This is a genomic window from Microbulbifer guangxiensis, assembly GCF_021729075.1.
GTDB classification, from domain to species: domain Bacteria; phylum Pseudomonadota; class Gammaproteobacteria; order Pseudomonadales; family Cellvibrionaceae; genus Microbulbifer; species Microbulbifer guangxiensis.
Genome location: NZ_JAJSAQ010000002.1, coordinates 589491 through 609113, shown reverse-complemented (window position 1 = coordinate 609113; position 19623 = coordinate 589491). Strand labels below are relative to the sequence as shown.

The 19623-nt window shown below is 60.0% G+C and carries 22 protein-coding genes; 6 read left to right on the top strand and 16 right to left on the bottom strand.

The genetic code is table 11. From position 1 onward, the window contains the following. Window positions 1-101 precede the first annotated feature (101 nt). Window positions 102-953 carry a hypothetical protein gene (locus LVD12_RS06805; protein ID WP_237066745.1) on the bottom strand — a complete coding sequence of 284 codons (852 nt, stop codon included), beginning with the start codon at window positions 951-953 and terminating at the stop codon, window positions 102-104. 108 nt (window positions 954-1061) lie between these two features. Then, window positions 1062-1400 carry a hypothetical protein gene (locus tag LVD12_RS06800; protein ID WP_237066743.1) on the bottom strand — a complete coding sequence of 113 codons (339 nt, stop codon included), beginning with the start codon at window positions 1398-1400 and terminating at the stop codon, window positions 1062-1064. A 33-nt stretch (window positions 1401-1433) separates the two neighbouring features. On the opposite strand from LVD12_RS06800, the gene LVD12_RS06795 reads away from it, so the two are divergent. After that, complete coding sequence (locus tag LVD12_RS06795) at window positions 1434-1970, top strand: thioredoxin domain-containing protein (protein WP_237066742.1); 537 nt, start codon at window positions 1434-1436, stop codon at window positions 1968-1970. Window positions 1971-2072: 102 nt separating this feature from the next. On the opposite strand, the gene LVD12_RS06790 is transcribed toward LVD12_RS06795, so the two are convergent. Next, window positions 2073-2468 (bottom strand): hypothetical protein, encoded by a 396-nt coding sequence (locus LVD12_RS06790; protein WP_237066740.1) that lies wholly within the window; start codon window positions 2466-2468, stop codon window positions 2073-2075. A 214-nt stretch (window positions 2469-2682) separates the two neighbouring features. Here LVD12_RS06790 and LVD12_RS06785 point away from each other — a divergent pair, with 214 nt between their 5' ends. After that, a complete protein-coding gene (locus tag LVD12_RS06785) occupies window positions 2683-3135 on the top strand; it encodes a methylglyoxal synthase (protein ID WP_237066738.1) in 453 nt (150 codons plus the stop codon). Window positions 3136-3322: 187 nt separating this feature from the next. Further along, complete coding sequence (locus LVD12_RS06780; RefSeq protein ID WP_237066736.1) at window positions 3323-3745, top strand: ExbD/TolR family protein; 423 nt, start codon at window positions 3323-3325, stop codon at window positions 3743-3745. Window positions 3746-3843: 98 nt separating this feature from the next. Here LVD12_RS06780 and LVD12_RS06775 read toward each other — a convergent pair whose 3' ends face one another. Then, on the bottom strand, window positions 3844-4626 hold the full coding sequence (locus LVD12_RS06775; RefSeq protein WP_237066734.1) for a tryptophan 2,3-dioxygenase: 783 nt from the start codon (window positions 4624-4626) through the stop codon (window positions 3844-3846). 129 nt (window positions 4627-4755) lie between these two features. Here LVD12_RS06775 and LVD12_RS06770 point away from each other — a divergent pair, with 129 nt between their 5' ends. The 3 genes from LVD12_RS06770 to LVD12_RS06760 all read left to right on the top strand — a co-directional run bounded on the left by LVD12_RS06770 (window position 4756) and on the right by LVD12_RS06760 (window position 8367). Continuing rightward, entirely contained in the window at window positions 4756-6000 is a 1245-nt protein-coding gene (locus LVD12_RS06770; protein WP_237066732.1) for a Zn-dependent hydrolase, read from the top strand. Window positions 6001-6080: 80 nt separating this feature from the next. After that, complete coding sequence (locus LVD12_RS06765; RefSeq protein ID WP_237066730.1) at window positions 6081-6998, top strand: dimethylarginine dimethylaminohydrolase family protein; 918 nt, start codon at window positions 6081-6083, stop codon at window positions 6996-6998. Window positions 6999-7587: 589 nt separating this feature from the next. Next, window positions 7588-8367 (top strand): enoyl-CoA hydratase, encoded by a 780-nt coding sequence (locus LVD12_RS06760; protein ID WP_237066727.1) that lies wholly within the window; start codon window positions 7588-7590, stop codon window positions 8365-8367. 24 nt (window positions 8368-8391) lie between these two features. Here LVD12_RS06760 and LVD12_RS06755 read toward each other — a convergent pair whose 3' ends face one another. The 12 genes from LVD12_RS06755 to LVD12_RS06700 form a co-directional block, all read right to left on the bottom strand. Further along, on the bottom strand, window positions 8392-8736 hold the full coding sequence (locus LVD12_RS06755) for a hypothetical protein (protein ID WP_237066725.1): 345 nt from the start codon (window positions 8734-8736) through the stop codon (window positions 8392-8394). 80 nt (window positions 8737-8816) lie between these two features. After that, the gene (locus LVD12_RS06750) at window positions 8817-9050 is read right to left on the bottom strand and encodes a TFIIB-type zinc ribbon-containing protein (protein ID WP_237066723.1); all 234 of its coding nucleotides are present in this window, start codon (window positions 9048-9050) and stop codon (window positions 8817-8819) included. Window positions 9051-9163: 113 nt separating this feature from the next. Beyond that, window positions 9164-9484 carry a heavy metal-binding domain-containing protein gene (locus LVD12_RS06745; protein ID WP_237066721.1) on the bottom strand — a complete coding sequence of 107 codons (321 nt, stop codon included), beginning with the start codon at window positions 9482-9484 and terminating at the stop codon, window positions 9164-9166. Window positions 9485-9687: 203 nt separating this feature from the next. Further along, the gene (locus LVD12_RS06740; RefSeq protein ID WP_237066719.1) at window positions 9688-10071 is read right to left on the bottom strand and encodes a DUF1622 domain-containing protein; all 384 of its coding nucleotides are present in this window, start codon (window positions 10069-10071) and stop codon (window positions 9688-9690) included. A gap of 171 nt (window positions 10072-10242) precedes the next feature. Next, window positions 10243-11322 (bottom strand): glycerophosphodiester phosphodiesterase, encoded by a 1080-nt coding sequence (glpQ, locus tag LVD12_RS06735; RefSeq protein WP_237066717.1) that lies wholly within the window; start codon window positions 11320-11322, stop codon window positions 10243-10245. A gap of 107 nt (window positions 11323-11429) precedes the next feature. Continuing rightward, window positions 11430-13061 (bottom strand): long-chain-fatty-acid--CoA ligase, encoded by a 1632-nt coding sequence (locus tag LVD12_RS06730; protein ID WP_237066715.1) that lies wholly within the window; start codon window positions 13059-13061, stop codon window positions 11430-11432. Between the two features lie 154 nt (window positions 13062-13215). Continuing rightward, window positions 13216-14667 carry a M48 family metalloprotease gene (locus LVD12_RS06725; RefSeq protein ID WP_237066713.1) on the bottom strand — a complete coding sequence of 484 codons (1452 nt, stop codon included), beginning with the start codon at window positions 14665-14667 and terminating at the stop codon, window positions 13216-13218. Between the two features lie 15 nt (window positions 14668-14682). Further along, a complete protein-coding gene (locus LVD12_RS06720) occupies window positions 14683-15351 on the bottom strand; it encodes a hypothetical protein (protein WP_237066710.1) in 669 nt (222 codons plus the stop codon). A gap of 103 nt (window positions 15352-15454) precedes the next feature. Further along, complete coding sequence (locus LVD12_RS06715) at window positions 15455-16144, bottom strand: hypothetical protein (protein ID WP_237066708.1); 690 nt, start codon at window positions 16142-16144, stop codon at window positions 15455-15457. A 25-nt stretch (window positions 16145-16169) separates the two neighbouring features. Beyond that, complete coding sequence (locus tag LVD12_RS06710; RefSeq protein ID WP_237066706.1) at window positions 16170-17174, bottom strand: vWA domain-containing protein; 1005 nt, start codon at window positions 17172-17174, stop codon at window positions 16170-16172. After that, window positions 17171-18253, bottom strand: a complete 1083-nt coding sequence (locus LVD12_RS06705; protein WP_237066704.1) for a VWA domain-containing protein — start codon at window positions 18251-18253, stop codon at window positions 17171-17173. Before LVD12_RS06705 ends, LVD12_RS06710 begins: the two co-directional genes overlap by 4 nt. Continuing rightward, window positions 18243-19547 (bottom strand): hypothetical protein, encoded by a 1305-nt coding sequence (locus LVD12_RS06700; protein ID WP_237066702.1) that lies wholly within the window; start codon window positions 19545-19547, stop codon window positions 18243-18245. Before LVD12_RS06700 ends, LVD12_RS06705 begins: the two co-directional genes overlap by 11 nt. Between the last annotated feature and the right edge of the window lie 76 nt (window positions 19548-19623).

Below are 19623 nucleotides of genomic sequence, written 5' to 3'. Positions count from 1 at the left end.
CCTCCTGAGGCCAAAATGAAAAAACCCCGGCGGGAGCCGGGGTCTGATGGCAGAGCCAGGGGCGGGGCCCACGACAGGCACTGGTTGTTTTTGCGCAGTCGTTACTTGGCCTTTGGCGGACGACCGCGACGGGCGGCAGTCTTCTTTTTGGCTGCAGCTTTCTTCGGGCGGCCGGGAGACTTCTTGGCTGCCTTCTTGGTGGCGGCTTTCTTTGGCCGACCCGGAGACTTCTTGGTTGTCGCCTTGGTGGCAGCCTTCTTCGGCCGGCCTGGCTTCTTCTTGGCGGTGGTCTTCTTGGCCTTGGCTTTTGCCTTCGCCTTGGCTTTTTTGGCCGCTGCTGCGGCTTTCACCTTGGCCTTTTTGGCGGCAGCTGCCGCCTTCTTTTTGGCTGCGGCTGCTTTCTTCTTCTCTGCAGCAGCCTTTTTCTTGGCAGCTGCGGCGGCTTTTTTCTTCTCTGCAGCAGCTTTCTTCTTGGCTGCAGCGGCGGCCTTCTTGGCCTCTGCGGCGGCTTTCTTCTTGGCTTCCGCGGCCAGTTTCTTGGCTACGGCGGCCTCTTCCTTGGCAACTGCCTTGGCAACCTTGGCTGCCAGTTGGTTTTCAGACTTGATGCTTGCGAGCTGTTCCTTGGCTTCCTTGGCGGTGGCCTTGGCATTGTCTGCAGCCTTTTTGGCAGCGTCAGCAGCCGACTTGGCGCTCTTCAGCTGATTCTGTTGGGCCGGAGTTTTCTTTTTGGCCCTAACAGTTTTCAGTTTTGCCGCAGCCTTCTTGGCCTTGTCAGCAGCCTTGGCCGCATCTTTGGCCAGCTTGTCGGCAGTCTTGGCAGCGTCCTTCTCCTGCTTTTCGCGGGTTTTATCCAGCTGATCCTTCAGCTTGCTGAGCTCGGCTTCCAGCTTGGCAATGGGGCTTACCTTCGCCGCGGCCTTCTTGGCGGTAGACTTCTTTTTTGCAGCCATAAAATATCCCTGTATTTAAGTATTGTTGTAGCGATGAAAAGAAAATGCTTGAAGCTTGGAAAACATCGCGCTAATTGCAGCTTATTTATATACTGAATTGCAAGTTTTTCAGGGCATTTTTACCAGCATATGACCACTATCAAGGGATTTTTTACCTTCGCAGCATTTATCTGGCTGTGGGGATGCGGTTTTTGGGCGCTCTGGGCGTATTTTTCCGGTGGCGAAATTCCATGGCTGGGAGTGGCTGTCAATGCATGGGCGCTGCCTGTATGGATGCTGCTGCGCTTTTGGCAGCCACAAAAATTTTCCGGAGAGCAGCGGGAGCCAAAAGCATTTGTCCTGGTTCTGCTGGGGCTCGCCTTCGTGATTTTGAGCGCGCGAGAAGAAAGCCTGCCGATTCATCTCGCCATATACAATCTGTTCGTGGTGCTCCTGTACCTGTTCCATGCCAGTGCACTACGCCATCCGGTAATGCCACCTGTGAATCAGAAATTTCCGCCGCTCCTGCTGGCCGGCGGTGGATCCTGGCCCCTCGACACTACCGGGGCAGCGCCTGTTGAGGAGAGGGAAGGGGAGTCTGCGACCGGGGAGGGCGGATATCTGCTGGTGGCCATGAGAGGTTCTTTCTGTGCAGACAGCCGCGCCCAGCTATTGCAGTTGGCAAGCCTGCAGACCCGTCTGGACAGGCTTGGTGTACAGCTGGTGCTGGTGAGCACCGAGGCGCCGGAACACTGGCATCATTGGTGGCCGGGTAAGGACAAACCGAAAGTCCTGCAGCTGGATGCGCATAATGCGAAAAATGAGGCTTTTATTGCTCCTGCTGGCGTACCGTTATGGTTGCGGTTGACCGGGCGCTTACTGGGAATGCGCGGGCCAGCCAGTGCTGCGGCCTGCCGGCCCAGTGCCTGGTTGCTCGATGATGAGGGGTACATAGTGTGGCGCCACCTGCCGGCCAATTACCGCATGCCCGGCAGTGGGGATTTTTTTCTTGGTCAGGTCTCGCGACTGGGCGATTGAATCCGGAAGAGAACCGGCAGCTCCGGTGGCGCTGCCGGTCCCTATCGACGGAGACTTTATCCGGGCTCCGGACTCTGGGCTCCGGGCCAAGGGCGGAGAGCCTCAGAGTGGGCCGTAAGGGAGGTAGCGGTTGTCCGAGTGTTGGCGGATCCAGAGTAGTTGCTCTTTCGACAGTGGCTGTTGGCGGCGGCGCAGCGCCCTTGCCAGTGGAATTACCGCGGACTCCGCAGCGGCATCCCACCCCGGCAATTGTGCCTCGGCCAGCGTGAAGAAGCGGATCAACTGCCAGATTTCCTCCGCCTCCCAGTGCTCGCTCTCCTCCAGCCAGTGCTGGGCGGGCAAGCGGATCAGTTGAGACGCTGTACGGTCCTCTTCGCTCAACTTTTCCAGCTGAATCTGCCCGGTTGCCACTGAGGCGATGAAACGCTGCAGGCGCTCGCGATCAATTTCGGGCTGTGTGGGGTTTGGCTGCTCCGGTTCCCAGGCTCCAACACTCATGGTCTGATTCCTTACTTCTTTATATAGAGTTTTCCGGTGGGGCCCATTATAGGGCGTGCCTGGCCGTGACGCAGCGGCTTCGCTTTCGCCGGAGAGTGCGTTGCGCCCCTACAGTTGGGCGGCTCGCTCCGCCTCCCCGGGGGCGCTTGTCATCGGCCAGGGAACGTGTCTCAATGGCGCGATCACAACCGGTCGGAGGCCAGACGGGGGACCCATGCAATTCATCTCCAAAACCATCCCTGCCAGTAAGCGTGTCGCGCTGGTGGCGCACGACAACCGCAAGGGTGACCTGATTGAGTGGTGCAGTCGCCACCGTACGCTTCTGACACAGCACAGCCTGCTCGGGACCGGGACGACCGGCACCCGTATTGAGGCAGCGACAGGTCTGCGAGTGGAGAAGCTATTGAGCGGCCCGCTCGGTGGTGACCAGCAGCTGGGCGCCCGGATTGCCGAGGGCCAGATAGACCTGCTGGTATTCTTCTGGGACCCCTTCGAGCCGATGCCTCATGACCCGGACGTCAAGGCATTGCTGCGCATCGCCGCAGTGTGGAACATCCCGGTGGCCTGCAATTCCGCCAGCGCCGATATGATGGTCCAGTCGACCCTGATGGGGGCCGACTTCGAGCGGCCGGTGCCGGATTATGCGGGCTATCTGGCAGCGCGCTAGGCCATACGCCGGCTGCTCAATTAGTGAGCGGCTGGCGTGGGCGTGCTCCTAACTCATTGATTTTCAAAGAAGATTGTTCCGTCTGGCAGGTTTCGCTTGCAAACTGGGCAATTTCGCGGCAATCTTGCCCACCTGATTAGACCGGTCAATCCGGCGCCATTCGAATTAGACAACTGTACGGTGTTTTATGAGTAGACGACGCGGTAAGGCCGTAGAAGAGGAAAAAGCCGATATCGACCTGACGCCCATGCTGGACGTTGTGTTCATCATGCTGATCTTCTTTATCGTGACGGCGTCCTTTGTTAAAGAGAAGGCGCTTGACGTCAACGTGCCGGATCCGGACCAGACCGAACAGACGCCGCCGGACCCCGACAAGCAGAACATCCTGCTGACCGTCAATGCCAACGACGAGATCTACATGGGTCCGAGCCGTATCGACACCCGCGCGGTACGTGCCCGTATTGCCCAGCTGTTCGCTGAAAACCCGCAGGCGATCGTCATCGTGCGTGCCCATAACAAGTCCAGCGCGGACACTTATGTGCAGATCGCTGACGCCGCCAAAGAGGTAAACCCGGGCATCCAGGTATCCCTGGTACCGTTCGAGGAGTAATCCTCGCCTCGCTCCGGCGAACCAAAAAAGCCAGCTAGCAGCTGGCTTTTTTTATGTCTGCAGGTTGGGGACCGGCAGGTGGCCGGCCCTTGCCGGGCTCAGAACTCTGAGCGAATCGCCCACAGGTCGGGGAAGACCGGGCGGAACAGGGTGCTCTGCAGATAGCCTACACCGGTCGAGCCGCCAGTACCCATCTTGCTGCCGATGGTTCTTTCTACCATCTTCACGTGCCGGTAGCGCCACTGCTGCAGTGATGTATCGATATCCACCAGCGCCTCGCAGATTTCGCTTACCAGGGGGTCGTTACGGTAGATATCAATCAGCACCCGCTGGACCGCCTTTGAGGGGTCGGCCATCTGGGAGAAATCCCGGTTGAGGACGCTGTCCGGGATATCGTGCCCCTCTCCGGCGAGGAACTTGAGGAAGGCGTCCCACAGGGTGGGGCTCTCCAGGCGTTTCTTCAGCCGCTGGTGGTGCTCGGAGCCCTCGGGGTAGTTGTCCAGTTTCTTCGCGTCCTTGGCCCCGTAGAGAAATTCCAGCTCGCGGAACTGATAGGACTGGAAGCCACTGGCGGTGGACAGGCGATCGCGGAACGACATGAACTCGAGGGGTGTCAGGGTCTCGAGGATGTCTACCTGCTGGATCAGGGTGCGGTAAATAGCGTCTACGCGCTTCAGGGTATGCAGCGCCCGGTTCTGCTCGCCCCGGTTGAAAAGGCCAGTGAGGAAATCCAGCTCGTGCAGGAGCTGCTTGAACCACAGTTCGTAGCTCTGGTGAATGATGATGAACAGCAGTTCATCGTGCTCCGGTCCCTCTGAGAGGGGATGCTGGCACTTGAGCAGGTCATCGACCTTGAGGTAGGAACTGTATGTAACGGTCATGAAAAAACGGTACCTGGTTGGATTTTGATCGGCGGCAAAATAATGCGCACTTTGCGGGGTGCGGATCAAAAATAAAATTGCCGAAATCAGCTTAATATTGGCGGCATTATAAGGTCCGGAGGCCATCGAATGGAAAACACTGTAGAAAAACTGCGTATTGACGGCACCCGCCTGTGGAACACCCTGATGGAGATGGCCGAGATCGGTGGTACCCCTGCGGGTGGCTGCAATCGGCAGGCACTGACGGATGAGGACAAGCAGGGGCGTGACCTGTTCGTCCGCTGGTGTCAGGAAATCGGCTGTGAGATCCGGGTTGATCGCATGGGCAATGTCTTTGCCCGTCGTGCCGGCAGCGAAGACCTGCCGCCGGTGATCACCGGTTCCCACCTGGATACCCAGCCCACCGGGGGCAAGTTTGATGGCGTTTACGGCGTGCTTGCGGGGCTGGAAGTGCTGCGTACGCTGGACCAGCACCAGATCCAGACCAAAGCGCCGGTTGAAGTCGTGGTCTGGACCAACGAGGAGGGCGCGCGCTTCTCACCGGCGATGATCGGCTCCGGGGTATGGGCAGGCGAATTCAGCCTTGATTACGGTCACGGTCGTGCAGACAAAGAAGGCAAGACCATCGGCGGTGAGCTTGCACGCATCGGTTACCTGGGCGACGAGCCCGCCGAGCCAAAGCCGATCACCGCGGCCTTCGAGGCGCATATCGAACAGGGCCCGATCCTGGAAAAACAGGAGCAGGTGATCGGGGTGGTCACCGGGGTGCAGGGCATCCGCTGGTACGATGTGACCTTCCACGGTACCCCCTGTCACGCGGGTCCGACCCCGATGGAGGATCGCCGCGATCCGGTGCAGGCCCTGTCGCTGCTATGCCAGAAGCTCTACGGCGAGGTCAAAGCGTTCAGCGAGGACGCGCGCATGACCTGCGGTGACCTGCGTGCAGAGCCCGGCAGTCGCAACACCGTGCCGGAGAAGGTAGTGCTGGCACTGGACCTGCGCCATCCGCAGCCGGAGGGGCTGGAGCACCTGCACCAGAGTCTGCACCGACTGGTGAAGGAGGTCGAGGAGGCCACCGGCACCACCGTCGAGGTGCGCGACGAGTGGCACTCCCCTCCCGTGGCGTTCAATGAGGACTGCATTGCTGCGGTGGACAAGGCGGTGAAGTCCCTCGGCTACAGCCATCGCAAGATGGTGTCCGGTGCCGGCCACGATTCGGTGTATGTGTCCAGAGTGGCTCCTGTTTCCATGATCTTCGTGCCCTGTGCCGGTGGGCTCTCCCACAACGAGGCGGAGTCGGCTGAAGCGGAGCACCTGGAAGCCGGCTGTAATGTACTGCTGCAGGCCATGCTGGATCGTGCCGGCATCGCCTGAACCACGCGCTTCAGACAAACATAAAGACAGCCCCGGCGCTTCGAACCCTCGCCGGGCAAGCAACCATTGGAAGTGAAGTCATGAGTGAATTCGTCATGCGCCGCCGCGAAGAGAATGGCGGCACCAAGCCCCTGGAAAAGTGGGGTATGGATTCCGAGTACGGCCCGCTGCGGGACGTGCTGATCGGCCCGGTGGACAACTTCAGCTGGCGCACCGGTAATTCCAGTGCCCGCCGGGCGGTACGCCTGGGGATGAAGTTCGATCACAAGGTGGCCGCAGCCCAGCATGCAGAGATGCTGGATGCGTATCGTCACGCCGGTGTAAATACCCACCTGATTCCGGCGGACAGCACGCTGCCGTACCAGATCTACGGCCGCGATTCCTCGGTGATGACCCCCTGGGGCCCGATCGTGACACAGATGTACAGCCCCTGGCGCCGGGGCGAATGGGCACCGATCGTGAAGAAGTACATGGAGCTGGATATTCCCCTGTACGACATCATTACCGCCGGCTCACTCGAAGGTGGTGATTTCATGGTGCTGGAACCGGGTGTGATTCTCTGCGGTTACTCCGGTGAGCGCACCAGCCCGCAGGGCTTCGAGCAGATGAAGGGCTGGATCGAGAAAGAGGGCTGGGAGGTCAAGGGTTACCAGTTCGATCCTTTCTTCCTGCACATTGACGTCATGGTAGCCATGCTGGCGGAGAAGCTGGCAGCGATCTGCATCGACGCAGTGGAGCCTGAGCTGGTGCAGTGGTTCCGTGACCGCAAGATCGAGATCATCGATATTCCATTCCCGCAGGTACTGGAGCTGGGCGTGAACGTTGTAGCCCTGGGTAACGACCGGGTAATGTTGCCGAAAGCCAACAAGGGTCTGGCGGAAAAATGCCGCGCCCATGGCCTGGAAGTGATCGACCCGGATATCTCCATGATCACTCCGGGGGGCGGTGGAGTGCACTGCATGTGCCAGCCATTGCGGCGGGATTTTGTCGGCAAGTAACGTTCATTCAGGGGTGTCTTCGGGCGTCTCTGGGCGCTGACAGGGCATCGTAGTCAAAAGCCAAGGCAATGCGGCAGGGCGGGTATTTCGAACCGTTGGCGACAGGATATCGTCGGCGGAGCGCGCAGGGATGCATTCACAGCGCCCCTAGATGCCCGCTTAGATGCCCGCTCTTTTACGTTGCCGCCACCGGCCCCAGTCACAGGGTGAAGGTGAGTTTATTCATGATCTGAGGCGCCTTCGGGCGCCTTTTCTCTGTTCGTGGGACAGTTCCATAGCAGTAGCTGGCAGGGGGGCGGCAAAGCACTGGGGCGAATCGTTCGAAAACGCATGAATACGTCCGTGTAGCTCCATCGGTGCCGTCCCTGGCACCGACGGTTTCGAACGATTCGCCCCAGTGCTTTACCTGCAATTCGGGCTGACTCGCCCTGTAGCTGGCCCCGGTCTCAGCTGCAGTTCAGGGGTGTCACCCAAACTGAGCGATTCGGAACTGCCATTGTCAGGTAGAGCCGCTACCATGGGGCTATTCATGGCGGCGGCCGGCCCTGTCTGCGCTGCCGCGGCTCAAATGACCTGAACGGAGAGGCCCATGCAGAGTTCATGTGCGGAAATCCAGGCACAGCTGACCGATCGCGTGCTGGAGATCACCATCAATCGTCCCGAGCGTAAGAATGCGCTGACTATGTCCATGTATTCAGCCATGGCCGAACTGCTGAACAGCGCTGCAGACGATGGCAAGGTTCGGGTGGTGATCATCACCGGTGCCGAAGGGATCTTCACCAGTGGTAATGACCTGATGGACTTTCTCGGTGGATCGGCCTCCAACGAAGAGTCACCGGTCTTCCAGTTCATGCTGGCCCTGTACAACTTCCCGAAGCCGGTGGTGGCCGCCATCAACGGTCCTGCGGTGGGCATCGGTACCACCATGCTGCTGCACTGCGATCTGGCCTTCGCCGGTGACGACGCCATGTTCAAGATGCCGTTCGTCGACCTGGGGCTGTGCCCGGAATACGGCTCCAGCTTTTTCATGCCCCGGATCATGGGTCATGCGCGTGCGTCGGAGTTGTTGTTGCTGAGCAAGAAGTTTGATGCACAGGAGGCGGTGGCGCTGGGACTCTGTAACGCGGCACTGCCGGCGGATGAAGTGCTGACCCGAGCGCGCCTGACCGCGGCGGAGCTGGCCAGCAAGGCACCGGAAGCGGTGCGATTGACCAAGCGCCTGTTGCGCGCCGGGACCCGTGAGGCGGGTTCACAGGTCATTCAGGAAGAAGCGCTGCACTTCCAGAAAAGGCTCGGTTCTGAGGAGTTCAGGGAGGCCGCGACCGCTTTTATGGAAAAGCGACCGGCAGACTTTTCCAGCTTCGAATAACGCCATGCTGCAGCGGGGCCGGACTCAACCGGTCTCCTGCGAGTCCTCCCTTTGCCGGCGGCAGCTCCGGCGCCTGGTGTAAGCCGGCTGCTCGTAGGGGCTGTAATCGATGCGTTCGTAGCCGGCATTGATGGGGTTTTCTGCCCGACGCTCGGCGATACTCTTGTTGAATACCGTCTGGTGACACCGCTCCATCAATACTCCCAGTGCGGAGTTGTCGGTGAGGCCAAGAAAGACCCCAGCCTGCATAAATCCTTCCAGCCGGTGACGCTCCTGTGGAGAGATGCGGTAACCACTCTTGGAGCAAGAGAACAGCCGTAGCAGCCGCGCTTCAACTTCAGAGAGAAAATGTGTCCGATCCGTGTTCATGACGGCCCCCAGTGTTTATCTCGCAGGAGACAATATATCGGTAAGACGGGGCAGGGGGCCAGCGCCGGCCGACCGGGAATTCAGAAGTCGAACAATTCGGTGATCAGGTTGCGCTTTTGCTTGTGGGCCGGCTGGGCATGCTGCTCACGATGTGCAGCGCCGGGACCCAGTGCCTCGGTCGCGGAGCGTTCGATGATCTTGTCCAGTTCGCCGCGATCGAGCCAGATGCCGCGGCAGTTCGGGCAATAATCCACCTCGATTCCGGCGCGTTCTGACGTGATCAGGCTGGTATCCTTGCAGGCAGGGCAGTGCATGGGGATCTCCTCAGAAAAGATTGGCCTGTTTCCCTGTGCCGGCGTCCATGGCCGGCCCCTCGTCCTAATAGCCTATACCAAACCCCGCGCCGCGCCAGTTGGCACTTACGGGCTCAGCGCAGCTGCACGGCGGTGCCGCTGACACTGACCATCATCATTGCCCCCTGGGCGCCCACCACCTCGTAATCAATATCGATGCCGATGATGGCATTGGCGCCAAGACCCTTGGCGCTTTCCTCCATATCCGCAAACGCGAGCGCCCTGGCGCGTGCCATCTCTTGTTCATAAGAGCCTGAGCGTCCGCCGACAATATCGCGAATGGATCCGAAAATATCCTTGAAGACATTGGCGCCGAGAATTGCCTCGCCGACAACGACACCCAGGTATTCGCGCACTTCATGCCCCTCGACGACGCTGGTGGTGGTTTTCAGCATTGTTGTTCTCCCCTGCTGTGGCTTGAAGGCAGCGTGCAGTGATTACTGCTCCGGCAATGGCTGCGGGTCCCGCTATGCAGTTCTGCGGCTTTGAGCCCGTGTATTGAGTGCGACTATTGTTACCGCCCCGGGAATCCGGCTGCAAGGCGGCCCAGTGGTCTCGATGATCGTTGGATTTCCTTGCGCAGGCCGAATGTGAACACTTACTCCGTCCGCTGCCCGTGGCGCACCTGCCAGGGCCAGCGGCCTTCCACCTCAAGGTGCAGGGTGATGCTGAGGAATGTGCGGATGAAAACGATCAGTGCGAGTGTGCCGACATTCTCCAGGTTGTCGGCAACGATGACGGTCCTGACGATATCCCCGGCGATCAGGAACTCCAGGCCGAGGATGATTCCGCGCCCGAGGCTTTGTCGGTAGCGGGTGTACGCCTCTTCGTCGGGCACCTGGGCGCGGGTGCGGAGGAAGTGGGCGGTAGAGTGGACCGTGGCGATCACCATGACCAGCACCCCGAACACCTCGATGGCATAGCCGATCACTTCTACCACGGCTTTGGTGGACTGGAGGAGCGACTGCAGTTCGTTTTCCATGGGGTGACGTCTCAAGCGGCGCGCGGGGCAAGTATAGCCGGCGGTCGGTTACCCTCCCGGGCCGGTCCTGAAGGGTGAGTGGGAAGCGGGGTCGGGATGAGAGTGATTTTCGCGTGCCTGACGCAGTGAGGATCAGAGAGACGATGACTCTGCCGCTGGGGCTGTGAGCCTTTACTGTCGATCCGTGATGTAGGTGCGAACCCGGTCGGGATGATCGGTGAACAGTCCCTCGACCGCCAGCTGGCCAATGAACAGGGACAGGAGGTCATCGAAGCTTCCTATGCCGTCCAGGTTCTCTGGCAGGGTATCGGCGCGAAACGTGTAGGGGTGCACGGGCAACCCGAGTCTCTTTGCCGACAGCCGCAATTGGCTGGCCTGCAGGCCGCTGTCACCCTTGCGTACGAGCATCACGGCCCAGGGGCCGATCACATCGGCATAGTCCGCCACTTTGTCCAGGCCGCCGGGCTCATGCATCCAGTCGTAGCTGTAATTGATGAGATATCCCTCCTGCTCCACCTGCTTTTCGCCCCAGCGGTTTTCGGCGACCAGTTGCACCAGTGGCAGGTCCATGCCCATTTGCGGCATCAGTTCGCTGTCGATACGCTGTAGTTCTTCCGGGTCGAAGCATTGCAAAAAGACTTTCTGCGTTCGGTCCCTGTAGCCATAGTTGTGCAGGACTTCCAGCGTGCGCCTGGCAATATCCCGGCCCTCGCGATGATGGAACCAGGGCTTCTTGATTTCCGGGTAGATCCCGATGTCGTAGCCAAGGGTTTGATTGAGCCCCTGGATCATTTCTATTTCCTCCTCGAGAGTCGAAAGCTGAAAGCTCGATTTCCACAGGGGGAAACGACCGGGGTATTTCTGCGTGGTGCTCTGCCCGTTGCGCTCGAAAGCTTCGGTCACCCGCAGTTGTTTGAGCTCTTCGAGGGTGAAGTCGATGGTGTAGAAATGTCCATCGTCCCGGGCCCTGCCGGGGAATCGTTTGGCCACATCGGTGACCGCATCGAGGGTAATGTCGTGCATCACAATCAATCGGTCGTCCTTGCTCAAGACCAGGTCCTGCTCGATGTAGTCCGGTCGCATGCCGTAGGCGAGGGCCTTGGCCTCCAGGGTGTGCTCGGGCAGATAACCGGAGGCACCTCTATGTGCGATGACCAGTGGCTCAGCCGGGCCTGCGCAAATCGGTGCGGGCATACCTGTGGCGAACACTGACAGCAGGGCGAGTAGGGTTCTTTTTCTGATGGGCAGCATAAGTTTTCCGGTGGGAACGCGAGGTTCCCTTCTACCAGAATGTGATGACCGAACGGGGTGGGTGATGCCTGACCGGGCAGGGGCCCGGTCGGCATCGGGGCGGGCGGTTATGCGGGAGCTTCCTCGGGCCAGTGATGACCGGCGAACTGCTCGCGCAGGTCTTTCTTGCTCACCTTGCCGGTGGCCGTGTGGGGGATTTCATCGATCACCACGCAATCCTCCGGAATCCACCACTTGGCCACTTTGCCCTCGAAGGCACTCAACAGGGTTTGTCGATCGAGCTGCGCGCCAATGGCGGGCACCACCACAAGTAGTGGGCGCTCACTCCACTTTTCGTGGGGCACGCCGATCACTGCTGCTTCGGCAACGCCGGGCTGGGCGGCGGCGATGTTTTCCAGCTCGATCGAGGAAATCCACTCTCCGCCGGATTTGATCACGTCCTTGGTGCGGTCGGTAATTCCCAGATAACCCTGCGGATCAATGGTGGCCACATCGCCGGTATCGAACCAGCCATCGGCTGTTAGCGCGGACTCTTCGGCCTTGAAGTAGCGCTCGCAGACCCAGGGGCCACGCACCTGCAGAGCGCCAAACGCCACGCCATCCCGGGGCAATTCCCTGCCCTCGTCATCGACGATGCGCATCTCGACCCCATAGGCGGCGACCCCCTGCTTGAGGCGCAGGGCCCGCGCCTGCTCGGCTGGCAGGGTCTCGGCGATGCGGCTGTTGTAAGTACCCAGTGGGCTCATTTCCGTCATGCCCCAGGCGTGGTGGGTGTAGACGCCATGTCGCTGCTCGAATTCCTCCATGATGCTCCAGGGGCAGGCGGAGCCGCCGACCACCACCCGGTTGAGGCTGGTGAGGGTCTCGTCGTTTTCCCGCAGGTACTTGAGCAGCGCCATCCAGACTGTGGGAACCCCCGCGGCGATGGTGACGCCCTCGTTGTTCATCAGGCTGCTGAGAGTCTCGCCATCCGCCATCTTCGGCCCGGGCAACACCAGCTTGGCGCCCACAGCCGGTACCGCGTAGGGGATCGACCAGGCATTGACGTGGAACATGGGGACAACGGGAAGCACAGCCTCGTGCTGCTGCAGGTTGAACACGTTCGGCAGCAGCACCCCGTAGGTGTGCAGCACCATGGCGCGGTGGGAATAGAGCACCCCTTTGGGGTTGCCGGTGGTGCCCGAGGTGTAACAGAGCGCAGCGGCTGCCTGTTCATCCAGCTCGGGCCAGTCGAAGGAGGTTGGCTGGCTCTCGAGCAGTGTTTCGTAGCAGAGCACATTGGGCAGGCTCGTCTCGGGCATATTGGCGCTGTTGGTGAGCACGACGTAGCCCTTCACACACTCCAGTTGATCGGACAGGGCTTCCAGTAGCGGAATGAACATGGGATCGATGAACAACCACCGATCCTCCGCGTGCCGGATGATGTAGGCAACCTGCTCTGCGAACAGCCGCGGGTTGATGGTGTGGCAGACCAGACCCGAGCAGGAGGTGGCATAGTAGAGCTCGAAGTGGCGGTAATCATTCCAGGCCAGGGTGCCGATCCTGTCTCCCGGCCGGGCGCCGAGTTCCCTCAGGGCATTGGCCAGTTGTGCGGTCCGCGCAAAGGCATCGCGATAGCGGTAGCGGTGCAGGGGGTTGTCTGCGGTTACAGAGACGATTTCACTGTCCGGGAAGTTCTGTTGCGCATGGCGCATGACTCCGGTCAGGGTGAGTGGTGTTCCCATCATCAGGCCGTTCATGGGGCTCTCCTTTTGTTTCCCTTATTGTTATCGCTTTATTGTCCTCTGGATGCCTACGGGACAAACGTCAGAGTTTTTCACCTCGCTGTACAAAATGTAACTCAGTAAAACCCGACTGCAGGCGACCCGGCACAGGGGTCGCCCGGGTCTTGATTTACTGGACGATCTTGATCCACTCGCCGGGCTTGGGTTCTCCGCGGGGATAGTAGCCGTTCAACAGCCGCAGTTGCTCCTCGGCGTAGTCGCCGATATCCATATGCCGCGCCAGCGAGGCAAAGGTGGTTTTTTCATTCGCCTGCACATATTTGACCCGCTTGATATCGGGCTCGACGACATCGCTCTTGCGCAGAGGCCGGAAGCTGCGGATGCTGCTCAGGAAAAGGTTGTCATATTGCTCCCTGACTTCCTTATCCGACGCTTCGCCCTGGACCTTGCCCTCGAGCAGGTACTGGCGGCTGCCGTAGTAAATGACGGCCACCCGGTCGGGGGTTTCGGTGGTGGCGGAGGGGAGCTTGCCGGTATGCCCGGTGAGTCTGTACTGGTTGAGTACTTCGTCCTGCTCCAGGTTGCGCACGTCGTAAGCTTCCCGCAGGGCCATATCGGCGGGCTGGTTGCCATTGCGCTGATCCACCTTGATGGTAATGGTGGCGCTCTTGTCCGGCGCAGTGCCGACGATGGCCGAACGCTGGTTTTCTATGGTCCAGCCCTCTGGAAAGAGCAGGGAGAAACCGAGTCGCTTGTGGTTGTAGCGGTTCTTCTCCGTCTGCTGCGCATTCTGTCCGTAGACGAGGCCCTCGGTCTTCTCGCGATAATATTCCACCTTAGTGATTTTCTTGTCCTCGGGCAGCTTGCCGGCTGCCGCAACCACTTCCTGCAGGCGGATATCGTTGCGTGGGTGGGTGGAGAAAACACCATGGTAGGTTTGCGGCTTCTTGCCCTCGAGTCGGGCTTTGCGCCGCGCAAAGGTCTCCTGGTCCTTGAGCAGGCCGATCACATTGATCATTGCCTGCGGATCATAGCCCGCGTTGTACATGTACTGGGCGCCAAAGCGGTCAGCTTCCAGTTCCATCTCGCGACCGTAGCCCTTGACTGCGGCGGTCCCCCAAAGGCTGGCAACATCCCCGACCACGCCACTGCCGGTGACGAGCACGGAGAGCACCGATGCGACACCGGCGCCGGTGGCAGCGGTTTTCTGGCGCACGGCATGGCGTGCAGTGATGTGTCCCACTTCGTGGGCCAGCACGGCCGCCATTTCCGCTTCTGAGTGCAGGTAGGTGAGTAGCCCGCGGTTGATGTACACGTAACCGCCGGGAAGGGCGAAGGCATTGATGTCCTGGCTGTCGATGATGGTGAAGGTGTAGCCGAGGTCGGGTCTGTCACTGGCCTTGGCAACCTTCTGCCCGACATGATCCACGTAGGCGGTCAGCACCGGGTCCCGGTAAATGGGGGTGCTGGCGACCAGCTTTTCGTGCATCTCCTTGCCGATGTCGATCTCCTTTTCCTCCGACATCAGCACCAGGTCCGGCCGGTTGGTAGCCGGATTGAATGCGCAACCGGTAGTCGTTGCGAGCAGGGCAGCGATGAGTATTTTATTGAAAGTATGCATCGATCCTTTGCCTCCCTAGGATTTCTGTTTGGTGCTTTGCGAGGGCAGCAGAAACTCCTGTAGCTGAAGTGCCATACCCTTGCAGGCGTTGGTCTGCACCCGTGCAATCAGTGGAATGGGTACCACGATGGCCGGCATATAGGAGGTGCCCTTGGCATCCGCGCTCAGCTTGCCGGACAGCTCCTGGTCACGGAAGTCCCAGACCGATGCCTCGTAGTCGGACTCCTTGTCCCAGGTGCCAAAGCCAAAACAGCCGGCGCCACCGGTACCGATGGAGCAGCCGATGGAACCCGCACTGGCAGTGGTTTCCGTGGAGCCATCAATCCAGATGATGTACTTCACGCCATATGTCTCGAGACGCTGACGCAACTCCTGGTTTTCGAGCATGCGGTCCAGGGAGCGCAGGTGCATCGGGGCAGTGCGTGGTTCGAACCATGGGTACATGGCATCGACAAACTGGCGCTCGGGAATGATGTTCAGACCGGCGTCGGGGTCGTGCAGTTGCCGTCCCACACAGTCGATGAGGTCCGGTTCGGTCTCGTAGTCGCTGGAGTGCCTGCGACCGAGAATGACCACACTGTCCCCCTTGGCCAGCTCCCCATCGCTGCGACGGTACTCGTCGATGACCACGGTGGTGCAGCCGCTCAGCAGCACCAGTGCAAAACCAAAAATTGCTCTAACCACAACAACCTCCTGTCGATTGGTCGGCCCCGGGCAACCCTGCGCCGGGGTCGATGGGGCCGGCAGCGGGTGATGGCACAATCACCGGCCGTCGGTTTACTGCCCGTTACTCCACCGGCGCGTCAGTGGCACTGGCGCTGTCTGTTGGCGACGGAATCTTTTCCAGGGCCAGGGCGCGACGTTTTTCCTCGATCAGTACCTGCATCTCGGGTACGCGGGCAAAACCCGTATAGAGAGTGGCTCCTGCATCCCTGAGCGCCACATTGATCGCCTGGGCCAGCGCGGCTTCGCGGGACTTGAGGAATGCCGTTGGTGTCTTGCCGTAGGCAGTGATCACCCAGCTGGCGACCGAGTCACCATTGGGTGCGTAGGCATTCATATCGTATTTGATCCACACCTCGAAGATGTTGACCCGTGTCTCCCGCGGCATGGTGAACTGCAGTTCACGGATTTCCGGTACGATCACCAGTTCGACGTCACCGGGCACATTGGCGGGATACTGCCCGAGGGGGATGGTCTCCGCGAACATGGAGCCCAGCACGGTCTGGAAGAGATTTTCCTGCGCCCTGCCGGTGCTGATATTCCACTCTTCACGATCCTCGCTGTCCTCGTGATGGGTGAATTCACGGAAGTCCTCGCTGAGATAGACGCCCACGGTCAGCGGATGCTGGGGGCCGACCGGTTGCGGGAATTCCCCGTCCACTCTCACCGTATGTGAACAGGCGCCAAGCAACAGTGCTGCCGCTACGAGGCCTGTCCGCATCGCCGAGGGAAATCCTTTCTTTCTGTTCGCCATAATCTGCTCCTGGACGGGCCCTCTGCTAGCGGAAATCGTTGAGACCGACGAAAGTACCGCCATTGCGGTAGGTCAATTCCCGCATCAATGCTGCAAAGCGTAGACCTGTGGTCTGCAGATGTGGGGGACGTGAGAACTGGATCGGGAAGCCGATGGCATGAATACGCACATTGCGCTTGCTCTCTCCGTGCTGCGCATTGACGCGATCCACCGCCAGCATCACATTGCGGATGGACTTGCCGGTAAATTCATCCCCGAGCACATAGATACTGATTTTCTTGTTGGGGTCGTAAAAGCTGCGCACCGCTTTCTGGATACCCTCGACCGGGCTGGAGTTACTGAACGGGTTCCACGAACGGAGTCGTTGCAGGATGGCGTCCCGGCGGCCGGGAGTGTCGGGGATCCACTTGTTGCGGTAATTGGAGAACATGTAGTCCCCCATGTCGTTCATCACCTGAATACCCTTGACGTTCGGATACAGGTTCAGGGTGTTCACCATCTCCTGCATCATGCGATCCCAGCCGTAATTGAACATACTGCCGGAGGTGTCGATGATGAACAGGATGTATTCACTGTCGACCGGGATGCCGCCAATGACGTTGTTCTTGCGCTGATAGTTTTCCCCCAGCAGGCGCCGCATTTCGTCGGTGAGGCTCTGCAACGCGACCGTGAGTTCGCCGCGGATTTTGCCCTCTTCCGACTCACCCTCGGTCTTGCGCGCATACTGGACTTGCAGGGTCTCCAGCTCGCCCTTCAGGATGGCGATGCGCTCGCGTTCGATATCCAGTTGCTCGCGCTTGGCGTTCAGGTCACGGTTGAGCACGGTGGTCTCACCGCGGATTTCCGCCAGCTGCTCCTGTAGTTCTTCCACCTGCCCGTCCAGGTCCAGTTCGGCCTCCTCCAGTACGATGGGCTCGACGGTCTTGGCAATCATCAGCAGCAGGACGATGGCGCCGAAGCCACAGCAGATGACATCGAGAAAGGAAATGTTGAACTCTTCCTGTTGTCGCTTGTTTCGGTTGCGTCTCATGGCCAGTCTCTCGAAGGTGCCAGGAAGGAACCCTGGGTCTCCATGGCGAGTTTCCAGAACTCACTGGCGGCGTAGGGGTCGCCCTCCATGGGAGCAAGGATCACATTCACGGGAATATTTTTTGGCAGCGCCTTGACGGCGCGCTTGAACAGGTCGAGGCGCTGCTTGCCGGTAATCGTATTGCCCCGCGGGGCCTTCATGCCCTGTGTGGGCAGGCCGTCGGTGATGAGGATGATATTGTCCGGTAGAGGGCTCATGCCGTTGATGGCATTGAAGACCCGCTCAAGGCTGGTGCCATCTTCCGGGACTATCTCATTGAGTTCCTTGATGGCCTGGTCCATCTGGTCGCGGTCGTCCACGTTCAGCCAGCGCCCCTCGGTACCGGGCAGTGCGGTACGGAAACCGGTATTGAAGGTAAGGATCTGGTACTGGCTGTCCTGCGGGAATTGTGCGGTGAGCCAGGAAACCGTGTTGACCGCACGGCGCCATTTTTCGGTGTCACGCTTGACCCGTGAGGACATGTTGCGGGCACGGATCACCTTGATCAGTTCATCGCCCAGCATGCTGGCGGAGGAATCCAGCAGGATCAGGATGCGGTCACCACCAAGGCGCAATCCGGTGAGATACTGCCGGTCCCCATCACCGACATATTTGCGCACGTTGTTGCCGAGCTTTTTGTTCTCGGCTTCCAGTTCCTTCTTGGCTTCCTCGAGCTTCTTCAGCTTCTCCTGCAGGCGCTTGATGTCCTGCTCATCATTGTTGCTGTCGACCTCGGCGATGTTGCCTTTCACATCCTCGATCTGTTCCATGATGCGGCGAGCCAGGCCCTGGGCTTCCGCCAGCTCGTCACTGGTCACATCGAGGGTATTTCTGGCCAGTACCAGGTGCTCGCGGCCGAACTCCACTTCTTCCTGAAGCAGGTTGACCTCGGCAGCGAGATCCTGGTTTTCCGCCTGTATGTCCCGGTCGGTACCGTGTTTGATGATCAGGAAGATCAGCGCAACGGCACCGAAGCCACAGGACATGATGTCCAGAAATGACAGGCTGAAGGCGGAAAAGCGCCTTTTCTTACGCGCCATAACGCTCCACGCTGATTGCTGTAATCACATCTTCCAGGTCCGGTACGCCGATCCTGTCCCCGGCGGTCAGGTTGACCGGTGCAGAAATCTCCTGGCCGTTGAGCATCAGGCGTGCACCTGCATCCACCCGCAGGGCGAGGCGACCGGCATGGCTGGTGACGGTCCCGGCAGGATGTTCCGGCGGGGTGGGGGTGATATTGAGCTTGCCTTCCTGCCAGCTGACGAACAGTGGCTGCTGTGCCGCCAGTGCCCGGTGACCGAACAGCAGGTGGGTTGCCGCTGCCTCGGCGGCACTGTTGACCTGGACCACCACTTCGCTGGGGGGAGCGGCGTCCAGGACATTGATCAGTGGCAGGGCCTCGGAGGGGCTGTAAATCTGCTCCCAGCGACCGGCGACAGCCTGGGCGATGCAGTTGTGGGCCAACAGGTGAATGCGCTCGGCGAGCTGTGCGCCGCCGGGTATTTCTGCCCAGCGATGGGATACGAAAACCACGCTGGACGACTCTGACAGGTTTTCGATCAGTGCCCGCACACGCGAGAGAATCGGAGTGCTGGCGTCCTGGAGTTGGCGCAGGGTCACCTTGGCGGTGCGGTCTTCCATCTCCGCCAGTACTTCGCCGCCGCGCATGGCGCGGTTGATCCACTGGGGCATCAGGTCGTAAAGCTGCTGTTCCGCATCCGCGGAATGCAGTGGATCGAAGCGACACTGCATGATGAAGGCATCGGTGAATACCCGGGCCCAGGCGTCCTGGAAGTTCTGCAGGCCGGCGTCGTTGACGGTTTCGGCGATATCCAATGACGCCTGCTCATGGACCGCAACGCGACTCACCAGCGTCTGCTGGCGCTGGAGTTCCACATGCAGATGGACGCCGCGTGGTGCAGTGGCGCTGATACAGGCGGTGGCCGCATCGACCAGTCCCACCGCATTGATGGGGCTTTCCTTGATGATGCCCAGCAGCAGGGCGAGTTGTTCGCGGCTGAAGTTGCCGGGCACGGCGAGGGTAACCTGCTCGGGCAGGTCGCAGTGATCGGCCACTTCCTGCAGGTGGCAGTAGGCCAGATCGGCATGGTGACGGCAGCGGGCATTTTCCGACTTCAGGCTCTCGAGGCTGAGGCGGCGCCAGAACTGGTTGTTGACCTGGGTGGGGTGGCAGCGGGCGCGCATCTGCGCGGCGGTGCCCACGAGGATTTTATGGGGCTCCACGACGGCGATGCCGGGGCTTTCCAGGATTTCGTCGGTGCCGGTAAAGACACGCAGCCCGCAGTCATTGATTTCAAGGACACCATGTCCCATAGGGCATTCCTCTTTTCACTTTCCAGCCCCGGCTTCAAGCGGGGATGGGGTGCTGTTTTGGCAACGTCTGTTTTTT